Annotated in this window: 13 protein-coding genes; 10 read left to right on the top strand and 3 right to left on the bottom strand. The window is 34.9% G+C overall.

What is annotated here, in order from left to right; genetic code table 11:
- Window positions 1-63 precede the first annotated feature (63 nt).
- The 5 genes from RBU59_RS03000 to lepB (RBU59_RS02980) all read left to right on the top strand — a co-directional run bounded on the left by RBU59_RS03000 (window position 64) and on the right by lepB (RBU59_RS02980) (window position 3140).
- Entirely contained in the window at window positions 64-942 is an 879-nt protein-coding gene (locus RBU59_RS03000; RefSeq protein WP_308146404.1) for a YicC/YloC family endoribonuclease, read from the top strand.
- A 23-nt stretch (window positions 943-965) separates the two neighbouring features.
- Window positions 966-1238: a DUF370 domain-containing protein gene (locus tag RBU59_RS02995; protein WP_308146403.1), complete on the top strand. Its 273-nt coding sequence runs from the start codon at window positions 966-968 to the stop codon at window positions 1236-1238.
- 164 nt (window positions 1239-1402) lie between these two features.
- Window positions 1403-1648, top strand: coding sequence for a DNA-directed RNA polymerase subunit omega (gene rpoZ / locus RBU59_RS02990; protein WP_308146402.1), 246 nt, complete (start codon window positions 1403-1405; stop codon window positions 1646-1648).
- A 298-nt stretch (window positions 1649-1946) separates the two neighbouring features.
- Window positions 1947-2456 (top strand): signal peptidase I, encoded by a 510-nt coding sequence (gene lepB / locus RBU59_RS02985; protein ID WP_308148530.1) that lies wholly within the window; start codon window positions 1947-1949, stop codon window positions 2454-2456.
- Between the two features lie 30 nt (window positions 2457-2486).
- Window positions 2487-3140: a signal peptidase I gene (lepB, locus tag RBU59_RS02980; protein WP_308146401.1), complete on the top strand. Its 654-nt coding sequence runs from the start codon at window positions 2487-2489 to the stop codon at window positions 3138-3140.
- 214 nt (window positions 3141-3354) lie between these two features.
- On the opposite strand, the gene RBU59_RS02975 is transcribed toward lepB (RBU59_RS02980), so the two are convergent.
- From RBU59_RS02975 to RBU59_RS02965, 3 genes are all read right to left on the bottom strand, one after another.
- Window positions 3355-4305 carry an ArsR/SmtB family transcription factor gene (locus RBU59_RS02975; RefSeq protein ID WP_308146400.1) on the bottom strand — a complete coding sequence of 317 codons (951 nt, stop codon included), beginning with the start codon at window positions 4303-4305 and terminating at the stop codon, window positions 3355-3357.
- 584 nt (window positions 4306-4889) lie between these two features.
- Window positions 4890-5525, bottom strand: a complete 636-nt coding sequence (locus RBU59_RS02970) for a TrkA C-terminal domain-containing protein (protein ID WP_308146399.1) — start codon at window positions 5523-5525, stop codon at window positions 4890-4892.
- Between the two features lie 99 nt (window positions 5526-5624).
- Complete coding sequence (locus RBU59_RS02965) at window positions 5625-5999, bottom strand: zinc ribbon domain-containing protein (RefSeq protein ID WP_308146398.1); 375 nt, start codon at window positions 5997-5999, stop codon at window positions 5625-5627.
- A 225-nt stretch (window positions 6000-6224) separates the two neighbouring features.
- On the opposite strand from RBU59_RS02965, the gene RBU59_RS02960 reads away from it, so the two are divergent.
- From RBU59_RS02960 to def, 5 genes are all read left to right on the top strand, one after another.
- The gene (locus RBU59_RS02960) at window positions 6225-7073 is read left to right on the top strand and encodes an MBL fold metallo-hydrolase (RefSeq protein ID WP_308146397.1); all 849 of its coding nucleotides are present in this window, start codon (window positions 6225-6227) and stop codon (window positions 7071-7073) included.
- A gap of 301 nt (window positions 7074-7374) precedes the next feature.
- The gene (locus RBU59_RS02955; protein WP_308146396.1) at window positions 7375-8856 is read left to right on the top strand and encodes a UDP-N-acetylmuramoyl-L-alanyl-D-glutamate--2,6-diaminopimelate ligase; all 1482 of its coding nucleotides are present in this window, start codon (window positions 7375-7377) and stop codon (window positions 8854-8856) included.
- Between the two features lie 37 nt (window positions 8857-8893).
- A complete protein-coding gene (locus tag RBU59_RS02950; protein WP_308146395.1) occupies window positions 8894-10354 on the top strand; it encodes a UDP-N-acetylmuramoyl-tripeptide--D-alanyl-D-alanine ligase in 1461 nt (486 codons plus the stop codon).
- Window positions 10355-10401: 47 nt separating this feature from the next.
- On the top strand, window positions 10402-12669 hold the full coding sequence (priA, locus tag RBU59_RS02945) for a replication restart helicase PriA (protein WP_308146394.1): 2268 nt from the start codon (window positions 10402-10404) through the stop codon (window positions 12667-12669).
- Window positions 12670-12901: 232 nt separating this feature from the next.
- Entirely contained in the window at window positions 12902-13381 is a 480-nt protein-coding gene (gene def / locus RBU59_RS02940; RefSeq protein WP_308146393.1) for a peptide deformylase, read from the top strand.
- The last annotated feature ends 36 nt before the right edge of the window (window positions 13382-13417 follow it).

Genomic DNA, 13417 nt, shown 5'->3' with positions numbered 1-13417 from the left:
AAGGTGGGATGAATCATTGTAAATCCAGGCATTATAAACTTTATATTGAAAGAACGTGCGAATATGTTAAAAAGTATGACTGGCTTCGGTAGATGTGAAGAAGTAAGAGTAGAACGAAAGATAATTGTTGAAATGAAGGCAGTGAACCACCGGTATTGTGACATTTCTATTAAGATGCCCAAGAAACTTAGCTTTTTTGAAGCAGGTATACGAAATGTTTTAAAACAATATATTGGACGTGGTAAAGTGGATGTATTTATCACGTATGAAGATTTTACTGAGAATAATGTTTGTGTAAAATATAATGAAGACATTGCAAAAGAATATTTAAAATATCTGTCTCAAATGAGTGAAACTTTTCAGATTGAGAATGATATAAGAGTATCAAATTTATCCAGATTTCCGGATATATTTACCCTGGAAGAACAAACCATAGATGAGCAGGAATTGTGGAAATTAGTTGAGAAAGCAGTTAGAGCTGCTGCAGAGCAATTGGTAGAGGCAAGAATTGCGGAAGGTTTGAATCTGAAAAATGATTTATACGTTAAATTAGATGGCATGGTTGATTACATCAATTATATTGAAGAAAGATCACCTCAGATTGTTTCGGAATACAGACAAAAACTTACTGCTAAAGTATATGAATTATTAGGTGATACCAAATTAGAGGAAAGTATCCTTGCAACCGAAGTTACTGTATTTGCAGATAAGATTTGTGTGGATGAAGAAACCGTAAGGTTAAGAAGTCATATTATGAATATGAAAAATACGTTGGAAGTCGGAGAAGAAATAGGCCGCAAACTGGATTTTATTGCTCAGGAGATGAATCGAGAGGCTAATACGATATTATCAAAAGCAAATGATATTCATATAACGAATAAAGCGATAGATTTAAAAACCGAAATTGAGAAAATAAGAGAACAGATTCAGAACATAGAATAACATGTCGAAATGAGGTACAGAAATTGAATCGATTAATTAATATTGGATTTGGTAATGTAGTCAATTCGAACAAAATAGTTGGAATCATTAGCCCTGAAGCGGCACCGATTAAAAGAATGGTACAAAGTGCCAAGGATGCAGGGACAGCTATAGATGCAACCTGCGGCAGGAAAACAAAAGCCGTTATTGTAACAGACAGCGGGCATCTGGTATTATCTGCCTTGTTGCCTGAAACCATAGCAAACCGCATAAATATAAAAGAAGAAACTGAAACAACTGTATATTACAATGATTAAAGATAAAAATATATAAATAAGAATATATAAATGAAAATATATAAATAAAAGTATACAAATAAAACAAAAGTATACAATTATATTTATTATATATAAATTGATAAATATAGATATCATATTTAAATATTTTTTAGGAAGCTTATAGCTTGCGGAAGGAGATTATTATGTTACATCCATCATATACAGATTTAATGAAAGTAGTAAACAGTGAGGTAGAGCCAGGTGAACAACCTGTAGTAAATAGCAGATATTCCATCGTTTTAGCAACCGCTAAAAGAGCCAGGCAGCTGATTAACGGAGTTGACCCTTTGGTACGTGCAACTTCCGCAAAACCATTGTCCATAGCAGTGGAAGAATTATATCAGTCAAAAGTAAAAATAGTGAATGACGATGAAACAAAAGAAGCATAATATTAGCTCGTTATGATTTAGATGAGCTCTCATGAGCACTTTCGTGTGATCCTTTATTATTATTTGAGATTCTATAGCAGAATTATAGAATCATCATAAAATAATAAGGTATCCTGCGAGAGTGCTTTATCATATATTATGCTTTGGCTTAATAAGCCTTAGCCTAAGATGGGAGATCTATATGGAAGACAATAAGGATAGATCCTGGTTAAGGGTATCGGAAGAGACAAATACGACGGATGGCCAGGAAGAGGAATCAAAGGAAAAACAGATAAATTACGGAAAAGAAATTAGTGAAATGATTCTATACTTTGTTGTGGTCATTGTATCTGTGTTGTTAATACATCAATTTGTGGGGCAGCAGATAGAAGTTAGCGGCAGTTCCATGGAGAGTACGCTACATAACGAAGATCATTTAATATTGGAAAAGGTATCTTATGAAATAAATAAACCAAAGCGCTTTGATATTGTTGTCTTCAGACCTTATCAGGAGGATAAAGATACTTACTATATAAAAAGGGTAATAGGACTTCCCGGAGAGACGGTTCAAATAATCGGAAGTGATATCTATATTAATGATCAACTCCTTAATGAAGATTATGGAAATAACCCCATAGCAGACGGTGGTATAGCGAAAGAACCTATTGTTTTAGGAAAAAATGAATACTTTCTATTGGGAGATAATAGAAATAACAGTAAGGACAGCCGGGATTCCAGTATTGGCACCGTAGATAGAAAAGCTATCATCGGACGTGCATGGGTAAGAATCTGGCCATTTGAGAATTTTGGTGTATTGGAGCATCAATAAATTACTGAAAGCTGATTGGAGATTAGAATAATGAGCGGAGAGAAAAAAACAGAAGATTACGAAGAAGAAAACGGTATAGAGAATATAGAAGAATTCGAGCCTTATAATGCAATTGACCAAACGGGAACAAAGAAAGAAGATAAAAAGCGGAAACGCTTGTCTATCCTGACAGATATTATTATATATGCAATTATAATATATACATGTATTTATTTGATTCCGACTTATGTAATACAAAGAACTATAGTAGATGGTCCATCAATGGAAAACACGTTGCATAACGGGGAACACCTTATGGTAGAAAAAATCAGTTATCATTTAGATAAGTTAAAACGTTTTGATATTGTCGTGTTTTATCCTCATGGCAGGAAGAACGAAGAGTATTATGTAAAGCGAATTATTGGTTTGCCGGGAGAGACGATACAGATAAAAGGCAGCGATATTTATATCAATGGTGAAATTCTGAAAGAAAATTACGGAAAAGAACCGATTACCTTTGCCGGTACAGCAGAAGAACCGCTGACATTAGGAGACGATGAATATTTTGTTATGGGAGATAATCGGGAAGTAAGCTTAGACAGCCGCTATGAGGAAGTAGGAGTTGTTCCGAAAGAAAACATCGGCGGACGTGCAATTCTTCGAATATGGCCTCTTAAAAAATTTGGCCTATTAAATCAAAAATAATAATAATTAAAATATGGTAGGAAACAGTTACAGATTGGTTGAAACACAATGTGTAACTGTCTTTTATTTCATTGGAAATTCTCCTATGAAATAAAAACCTGGCCGGTGATGCGTATGAACCGCAAAAGGTGTATTTCATTAAATATGGGCTCAGAAGTCATATTAATAAAAGGTATATAGTTCAAAGTATGTTTTGAATTATATACCTATATATTTACAAGGAATCCATATTAGATTGATTAGAATTATCGTCAATAGGACTGTAATGGATACGCACTTTAATATCTTGATTATAATTACCGAAATTACGTCCGAATATAGTTAAACCGCCTACATGTTCCGCATCGTCCGGTACAGCAAATTTGAATTTAAGCGTACTTCTGTAATCAAGATTTAGATCCTTTAGGGATACACCTGATATTTGCAGCCCATCGATAAATGTGCCGGCATTATTAATTACAATTAATTTAAGTAATCCATATTGATTCCAGTTAGGATACCACCAATCAGGTGTAAAAATTCCTTTTACGTCACCGAAATCTCCGGGACTGGTCCACATTCCGAGACATTTTTCATTTAAGAAAAAGTGGATATCGGAGGGCCATATATCATTAACTCCAGGTGCCTCTGAACCTAATTCTGCAGAGATAGTTATCTGGTCTATTTTTTGCTGCACCGGTAAAAAGTTTGGAATAATATATTCCACATACCCTTTTGTAAACCATAATATATCACTGTCTATGCGGCTTGGATGAGCAAAATATCTGGCATCATCCACTTCACCGATAAGTTGATTAACAGTTGCTAAACCGCAGGTGGGATATATCTTATAATCGGAATAATGCCCGATTTTAAGTTCGGTTTCATAGATATTTTTCTTTTGTTCTTCGCTGTCAAATTCGACTAATATTTTATCCAGATGTACCATACATTTCTTTTGATTGCCGTGTCCTGCTGATTCACTTACAATTGTGACGATTCCGCAATCTTCCAATTTTTTTATGTGACTGGTAAGAGCACCGTTTGTAATGTTTAAACTGCTGGCCAGTTCGTTCATATTCATACCTTTATTTTTTAATAATAACTTAATGATAGATATCCTGATCTCCGAACCAAGAGCTTTGAATACGTCCAAGCCTTCATCCAATGTTTTTATATGCAACATGTAGGACACCTCCCTCTTCTTTTTGTATATTTTTCCTATAAATTATTATAAAGCAATATCTAAAATAAAGCAAGAGTGGTTCCTGTTATACCTGATAAATTTAATATAGATAAATTTAAAATAATAAAATAATTATTTTATAATGTTAATACTTTTTGTATAAGTTTTTAATGTTTTTGTATGAGTTTTATTTTTTTTGCATAGATTTTATTAATTATTATATAAAATTTGGAGTTCTATAAGTTCGAAACGAAAAGAATGTAAATTAATATATGAATAAAAAAAATAATTTAGTATCTTAATATTAATCTAAAAATACTAAATTATTTGTGATTATTTTAAATTATTCAAGGAATAATTTATTAAATATCAATATATATTTAAGCAATTGAAAGGATATGCGGAAGCCTTTTGTAATAAAGAGATTATTCGGAAGTAATAACTTAACAAAAATTATAAGTTGATACTTTGTCAAATTAACCATTAAAAAACCTTATACAAATCGGTTTGACTTGTATAAGGCTTATCTCATGGGATATAAAAAATAGAATTCCAACAGGTCAGTGCTGTTGTTTAATAAGCTTTTAACTCTTGCGCGGATACATAAAGTTTCGTACTCTATCATAGCTGTTTTCATCACCGATAAAATATAATATATCATGTTCTAAGAATACAGCATAAGGACCCGGCGATAAAATTAACGAAACGTCTCTTTTTATTCCAATAATAGTAGCACTGGTATTATGCCAGAAATTAACTTCTTCAATCGTTTTATTAAGAAAGGGAGATTTGGAGGTAATCTCCAGTTCGGATGGTACAAATGGGTTAATTGAGCGAAAACGGTCGGTATAATCGATTAATTTCTCAAGGCATTGACTAAAGTAATCAATTTCTTTTGATTGACGATTAACACTGTCCATTATTTCCTTCTTCAGATTGGTGATGGTTTGAATATCATTGTATTGCCGTACAAATTTTAATGCATTCTCATAAGATTTTATAAGCACTCCGCTTCCCTTGGTGGTATCCACAATATTTAGGTCCGAAAGTATGCACATAGCTCTTCTGGCTGTTTCGGAAGATACTCCGTATTGGCTTGCCACTGATGACCTGGCATATATTTTATCACCGATGCTGTAATGTTTATCTACAATTTTCGATGCGATATCCATAGCTATCTGCTGATATCTTGGATTAGTAATCTGGGTTTTTTTTTCCATTTTATCTCCTGTCTTTTGTCCGATATTCCGTTTTAATAATTAGTATTTCCGTTACTTTATTATAATCGACATATAATTTTATCATGTTATCTCAGTTATTTAAAGCCTGAAACCGCATTTTGGACAATATGAATAATCAGGATATAATGCATATCCGCAGTTTGGACATGGATTATCATTTGTATAGGAATTCGGATTATTTATTAAATGTAAATCCTGTTCTGTTAATGTTATGGTTTCTTTGTTTGCAATTTTCTTACCAATTTCTGCCTCTATTGTATACAGGGCGCCGCAGCAGGCAGCCTTAGCATAATATTTTTTATTCCATTTAAAAATCGGGATAAAAAATAAAGTAAAAGAAGTATATGTGATATAAAGTTCTAACCTTCCGAATTGGCTGCATTTTGAACAAAATATAGTCTGTACAAATTCTAACTTTTTCTGACCGGAGGATATCCCCATAATAAAAAACATAATATTCACCTCTGTATGCCTTATTTTTAAATATACTTGATTTTGTATACTTGTCAAGTATAGCACAGCGAAATAATATTTTCTACTTATTTAAATCTTATAATATAAAAAAGCAAACGCTAATCTGTAAATTTATTATTCCACAAAATTCCATAATATGATACTATTGATTGTAATAAAATATGATGAAATAGCATAATAGTAAATGGCATAGGAGGAGATTATATGGAATTTATTATAACAGGTTCCGGAGGTTGTGTATGTACGCCTAGACCGTTATGCGGCTGCAAGGTATGTAAGGAAGCAAGGTTAAAGGGATACCCTTATGCCAGATGCGGCTGTAGTCTGGTATTAAAGGATATTAATTTATTAATCGATACGCCGGAGGATATTGTCCATGGTTTAAATCATTGTGATATTAATGCCATTGATTATATTTTATATAGTCATTTAGATCCGGACCATACACTGGGATTAAGAGTAATCGAGCAGCTAAGACTGGACTGGCTTTCTATGTCTGTGGGTATCCGGTGTAAAGATCCCATTAAAGTTATGGCATTACCTATTGTTATGGAGGATATTAATGCAATACATACCAAATATGGCTCTATTATGGAGTATTATAAGTCCATGAATTTGATTGTCCGTGAACAGATCAGTGACGCTATTATAATTGAGGATATTAAAATTACGTTACTTCCGGTAAATAGTAAGGCAGATGTAACTATATTTTTATTTGAGCAAAATAATAAAAAATTAATTTATGCACCTTGTGATGTTAAGCCTTTTCCTAAAAATAAATTGTTTGATAAGGCAGACTATTTAATTATCGGTAATACGATTGTCGGTGATATGTTAAAAGATGGATTCCGTTTAGAAAAAGACAATGGGTTACGTAAGGAACTTTTTACTCTGGATGAAATATTGGAACTGCAAAATTATTATAACATTAAAAAAGTAATAATTACCCATCTGGAAGAAGATTGGGGTAAAACTTATGAGGATTATCAAGCAATGGAAAAGAACTACAAGAATGTTTTTTTTGCTTATGATAATATGCGGATACATCTATAAGTCTGTTAATTGTGCCAAATATTTAGGAAAAATCAGTAGTTCAAATAGGAAAAGAAATTTGACAAGCCATATATCCTGTTATATAATAAACGGAGAAATATACCAAGTGAAAGTAAACTATGGAAACCATATATTCTATTTGGCATATTGTATTATTGTTTTGATTCATTCCCATCCGGAGAATATTTTGGATGGGATTTTGTAATATAGAATAGTAAAAAGCACTTTTTTTATCAGGAGTATAAAAGTAATTTTTGAATAAGTAATGAAATTAATATGTAATAAAATATGGAGGGTTCCAATGAATTTAAAGTATATGCTTGAAAAAGCAGAGTATTCATGTCTTCAAGGTGATTTTAAGAGAGAGATAACGGCCTTGGTTTATGATTCCAGAAAGGTAATTCCGGGTTCTGTCTTTGTTTGTATTTCAGGAGCTGTAAGAGATGGTCATGAATTTATTCCGGAAGTAATAAAACAAGGTGCCACGGCAGTTGTTGTAGAAAAAGAAGTTTCTGTACCGGAAGAGATTACTGTAATTCGTGTGACAGATACCAGGCTTGTTTTAGCCCAGATGTCGGCGGCTTATTTTGGATATCCGGCAAAACAGCTTAAAACAATCGGTATAACCGGTACAAAGGGTAAAACAACAACAACTTATATGGTACGTTCTATATTAGAGGGAGCAGGAATTAAAACCGGTTTAATCGGAACGATTGAGGCAATTATTGGTGATGAAGTGATGCCTGCAAATAATACAACTCCGGAATCCTATGTAGTTCAGGAGTATTTCCGTAAGATGGCAGATGCCGGTTGTACCTGTGTCGTTATGGAAGTCTCTTCACAGGGGTTAATGCTGAATCGTGTTGCAGGTTTTACATTTGATTTCGGTATCTTTACCAATATCGAGCCGGATCATATCGGGCCCAATGAGCATAAAGATTTTGAAGAATATATGTTTTGTAAAGGGCTGTTATTTAAGAACTGCAAAGTCGGTATCGTTAATATGGATGACAATCATGTATGGAAAGTGCTTGAGGGCCACACCTGTTTATTGGAGACCTATGGTTTGTCAGCTAATGCAGATTTACGTGCGGCAGACATAGATTTACACAGTATGGGTGGAAGCCTGGGTGTCAAATACAGGGCAGAAGGGCTGATGAATTTTGAAGTGAAGATGAATGTACCCGGAAGATTCAGTGTATATAATTCTTTAACAGCCATTGCCATCTGCAGGCATTTTGAAATTCCGGCAGAAATCATACAAAAAGCTTTAAGGGTTGTAAAGGTAAAAGGCAGAGTTGAGCCGATAACGATATCAGATAATTTTACCTTAATGATTGATTATGCCCATAATGCCATGAGTCTGGAAAGCCTGCTAACAACGTTAAAAGAATATAATCCCAAAAGACTGGTCTGTTTGTTTGGATGTGGCGGCAACCGTTCTAAATTAAGAAGATATGAGATGGGAGAAATTTCATCAAAACTGGCAGATCTTACCGTGGTTACGTCAGACAATCCAAGAAATGAAGAACCTCAGGATATTATTGATGATATAATAACCGGAGTGAAAAAGGGTCCGGGAAACTATATATCAATTATTGACCGGAAAGAAGCAATTCGTTACTGCATCCAAAATGCACAAACCGGTGATGTAATCATTCTGGCAGGTAAGGGGCATGAAGATTATCAGGAAATAAAAGGTGTAAAATATAAAATGGATGAAAGGGATTTAATTAAGGAGGTATTGGACGATTTAAAAAAAGAAGGAATCCAGATCATCTAAGTTTAAAAAAGTATAGAAGTAAGAAGGCAGGAATCAAATGGAAGCATTAAGTGTAAGAGAAATTGCAAAGGCAGTTGACGGGATAATTTTAAGTGGTGATGAAAATACTCAAATCACTTCAGTGAGTACCAATTCTAAGAATATGGAATCGAAAGCTCTTTTTGTCCCAATTGCAGGGGAAAGAGTAGATGCACACGATTTTATTGAGGATGCCTTTGCTAATGGTGCAGCAGCCTGTTTTACCAGCAGGCATACGGATACGGTAGAAAAGACGGATAAAGTATATATAAAAGTAGCGGATACCTTAAAGGCATTACAGGTGTTAGGAACATTCTACAGAAGTAGATTTGATATACCGGTTATCGGAATAACCGGCAGTGTTGGTAAAACTACTACAAAAGAAATGGTTGCCGCGGCATTAGCTACAAAATACAATGTTCTAAAGACAGATGGCAATATGAATAGCCAGGTGGGGCTTCCTCTTATGATGCTTCGTATAAATGCCGAGCATGATATTGCAGTAATTGAAATGGGTATGAGTGAAGAGGGGGAAATGGAGAAACTGGCGGTTATTGCTAAACCGGAGACGGCTATTATGACCAATATCGGAGTTTCTCATATAGCACAACTTAAAACAAGGGAAAATATCCGTAGGGAGAAATTAAATATTATTAACTGTTTCCAGAAAGACTCGGTTTTATTTATAAATGGTAATGATGATCTGTTGAGTAAATTATATAAAGATAATAATACTCCTTTAACCAATCTTAATCTCTGTGAAAAGACAAGGGAAAAATACTTGACCGCCAAAGTAACAGCGTTTGGAACGGAAGAGTTCTGTGACTATAGAGCAGAGAACATACAGACAATGAATGGGGAAACTCATTTTATATTAAGGAAGAAACAAGACAAGGATTCGGGTTTATATGGTGACGGCGAAGAAATAGTACTGTCTGTATTGGGAATGCATAATGTATTTAATGCCTTGGCAGCATTAGCTGTTGCTGAGCAATATAATATTCCGGTTTCTATTGCCAAAGCAGGTCTTTATGAGTACCGGCCAATCGCCATGAGAGGCCAGATTATAGAAGCGAATCAGGTTAAAATTATTGATGATTCTTATAATGCAAGTCCGGATTCTATGAAAAGCGGTATTCATGTATTACTGGAATTAGACGGTATAACAAGAAGAATCGCTGTATTAGCCGATGTCTGGGAATTGGGCGAGCTATCAGGACAACTGCATTATGATGTGGGAGCTTATATTGCGGACCAGAAAATCGATGAGGTAATTACCATTGGTAAAGAGGCTTATCATATTGCCAAAGCGATTCAGGATAAAAAGGCGGATATTGTAACTCATACATTTTCTAATAATCAAGAGGTTATAACATATTTGTCAGAACATTTAAAAGCCGGAGACGGTGTCTTAATTAAAGGCTCCAGAGGAATGAAAACGGATGAGATTGTTAAAGCAATCAGTAAAGGGACAATATAAAAGGCTGCACAAAGGCAGTCGGGATGAATTAAAGGCGGTGATTTGGTATGTCTTATGCAGATATTATAGTAGATATTTCTCATGAAAACTTAGATAAATCATACCAATACTCCATACCTGAGGAATTCAGGGAGGAAGCAGTAATAGGAGCTTTAGTAATTGTTCCCTTTGGAAAGGGCAACCGATTTATAAATGGTTATATCGTCGGTTTATCAGAAACACCAAAATGGAAAGTAGAATTAATTAAGCCGATTCACCAAATCGTACCCGGTGGTCTGGTAATAGAAAGTCAGTTAATCAGTCTGGCATATTGGATTAAGGAGACCTTTGGAGCTACTATGAATGATGCTCTGAAAACGGTTATTCCGGTTAAAAAATCAGTGAAATCCATAGAAAAGAAAACAATCAGACTGGCAGTCTCAGTCGAAGAAGCCGAAAACTATCTGGAAGTATTTAAGAAGAAAAATAATAAAGGCAGAGTCCGTTTGCTAGAAGCTTTCCTCGGTGATTCGGCCGTACAGTCTAAGGGTATCGATGAGCTTGAATATGAGCTGGCAGTAAATAAGTTAAATATTGCAAGAACTACCATTCAGGATTTAGAAAAGATGGGTGTTATTACTACAGAAGTAGAAAAGTTATACCGGAATCCTTTAAACAATAAAGAATCTGAAAAAGAATCGGTAATATTGTCAAGGGAACAGCAGTTTGTTACAGAGGAAATAATTCGTGACTATAATGCCGGAAAACGAAAAACTTATCTGATTCACGGTGTTACGGGAAGTGGGAAAACCGAAGTTTATTTAGAGATAATATCTTCAGTTATAAAACAGGGAAAGAAAGTAATAATGCTGATTCCGGAAATAGCATTAACTTACCAGACTGTAATGCGATTTTATAAACGATTTGGCAGCCGTATATCCATTATGAATTCCAGGTTATCCCAGGGTGAACGTTATGATCAGTTCATGCGGGCTAAGAATGGAGACATTGATATTATGATTGGTCCCAGATCCGCGTTATTTACTCCCTTTAAAGACTTGGGATTAATTATTATGGATGAAGAGCATGAAGGCAGTTATAAAAGTGAGAATCCGCCCAAATACCATGCCAGGGAAGTAGCTATAAAACGCGGGGAATTATCCGGAGCCAGTATTATATTAGGATCAGCGACACCGTCCCTGGAGTCGTATAAGAAAGCACTGCAGGGTGAATATAAATTATTTACATTACCCTCCCGAAACGGGGAAGGAAGAATGCCGAAGATTTGGATTGAAGACTTAAGGGAAGAATTAAAGAAAAAAAATAAATCAATCTTTAGTCTGCATCTAAAAGATTTAATAAAGGATAGACTCAATAAGAAAGAACAGATAATATTATTTATTAACCGAAGAGGTTACGCAGGATTTGTCTCCTGCAGAAGTTGCGGTTATGTAATGAAATGTCCGCACTGCGATGTTTCTTTGACAGCACATAATAATGGGACACTTGTATGTCATTATTGCGGACATGAAGAAGCGATTCCTACGAAATGTCCAAGCTGTGGATCCAAGTATATTGCTGCCTTTGGGACCGGTACCCAGAAGGTGGAAGAACTGGTGAAACGTGAATTTCCGGAGGCCAGGGTATTACGGATGGATACGGATACGACTAAAACAAAGGATGGGCACGAGAAAATATTGTCAGCCTTTGCTAATCAGGAGGCGGATATTTTAGTAGGTACACAGATGATTGTAAAGGGCCATGATTTTCCCATGGTTACATTAGTTGGTATTCTTGCGGCTGATTTATCTTTATATGCTTCGGATTACCGGGCGGCTGAGAGAACCTATCAGCTTTTAGTTCAGGCGTCGGGCAGGGCAGGCCGCGGAAGACTTCCCGGGGAGGTTGTGATACAGACCTATCAGCCGGAGCACTACAGTATATCTGCGGCCAGTAATAATGACTACGATGGTTTTTACAATCAGGAGATGAACTACAGGGATTTACTAAAATATCCGCCGGCGGCTCATATTCTTGCGGTACTTATAACTTCAAAAGACGAAAATAAAGCAATTTTTGCAGCCAAACTTCTTGGCGGTGCGGCGAAAGAATGGGTAAAAACGGAGCAGATATCCGAAGAAACTATTATTATAGGACCGGCTTTGGCAGTTTTATCCAAAGCAAATGACTTTTATCGCTATATGATATATGTAAAACAATCTAATTATAATTATTTAATTCTATTAAAAAACTACCTGGAGGGTTATATTAATTTTTCTGAACATTTTGAAACATGCAATGTACAATTTGATTTTAACCCTATGAACAGTTACTGATATTAGCAACATTAATTCTCTTTTCATATAATTAACTTATCAGTAAAAACGAAAAGTTACAGCTTGGCCTGTGGCTAATTTGTAACAATAAGACTGTAATTTTTAAATCCACTGATTGACATAATGTGAATTTAAGGATATGATTATTTATTCGGCAGAATTTTATAGATATATTCATTAAATCAGCCGTTTATGAAATAAATGATTAATTTTAACGGGAAGGACAGATAACATGGCGATTAGAAATATTCGATTGATAGGAGATAATATATTAACCAAGAAATCCAAAGAAATAACAGAGAAGACACCTAAACTGAAAATACTGATCGGCGATATGATCGATACCATGCATAAAGCAGAAGGGGTTGGACTTGCAGCTCCTCAGATTGGTATATTAAAAAGACTGGTTGTAATAGATGTATCACCGGAGGGTGACAGTCCTATTATATTAATTAACCCTGAGATACTTGAAACAAGCGGCGAACAAACAGGAGAAGAGGGCTGTTTAAGTGTTCCGGGAAAATCAGGACTGGTAACGAGACCTAATTATGCTAAGGTGAAGGCACTGAATGAAAATTTTGAAGAGATCATTGTGGAGGGTACTGAACTGTTGGCCAGAGCACTATGTCATGAGATTGATCACTTAAATGGTATCTTATATGTGGATAAAGTAATCGGAGGTTTACACTCTAACGAAGAGAAAGAAGAATAATATAGTTAGTCAAAAACCAGTCACGAATAAAGATTA

Origin of the sequence: Anaerocolumna sp. MB42-C2 (assembly GCF_030913705.1) — a bacterium.
GTDB lineage: Bacteria > Bacillota > Clostridia > Lachnospirales > Lachnospiraceae > Anaerocolumna.
This window is presented reverse-complemented; position numbering and strand designations above follow the sequence as displayed.

Coding starts and splice junctions, on each gene's coding strand:
- RBU59_RS02970 (WP_308146399.1), bottom strand. CDS start 5,525: ATGGAAAAAAAAACCCAGATTACTAATCCAAGATATCAGCAGATAGCT.
- lepB (WP_308146401.1), top strand. CDS start 2,487: ATGAGCGGAGAGAAAAAAACAGAAGATTACGAAGAAGAAAACGGTATA.
- rpoZ (WP_308146402.1), top strand. CDS start 1,403: ATGTTACATCCATCATATACAGATTTAATGAAAGTAGTAAACAGTGAG.
- priA (WP_308146394.1), top strand. CDS start 10,402: ATGTCTTATGCAGATATTATAGTAGATATTTCTCATGAAAACTTAGAT.
- RBU59_RS02960 (WP_308146397.1), top strand. CDS start 6,225: ATGGAATTTATTATAACAGGTTCCGGAGGTTGTGTATGTACGCCTAGA.
- def (WP_308146393.1), top strand. CDS start 12,902: ATGGCGATTAGAAATATTCGATTGATAGGAGATAATATATTAACCAAG.
- lepB (WP_308148530.1), top strand. CDS start 1,947: ATGATTCTATACTTTGTTGTGGTCATTGTATCTGTGTTGTTAATACAT.
- RBU59_RS02975 (WP_308146400.1), bottom strand. CDS start 4,305: ATGTTGCATATAAAAACATTGGATGAAGGCTTGGACGTATTCAAAGCT.
- RBU59_RS02950 (WP_308146395.1), top strand. CDS start 8,894: ATGGAAGCATTAAGTGTAAGAGAAATTGCAAAGGCAGTTGACGGGATA.
- RBU59_RS03000 (WP_308146404.1), top strand. CDS start 64: ATGTTAAAAAGTATGACTGGCTTCGGTAGATGTGAAGAAGTAAGAGTA.
- RBU59_RS02955 (WP_308146396.1), top strand. CDS start 7,375: ATGAATTTAAAGTATATGCTTGAAAAAGCAGAGTATTCATGTCTTCAA.
- RBU59_RS02965 (WP_308146398.1), bottom strand. CDS start 5,999: ATGTTTTTTATTATGGGGATATCCTCCGGTCAGAAAAAGTTAGAATTT.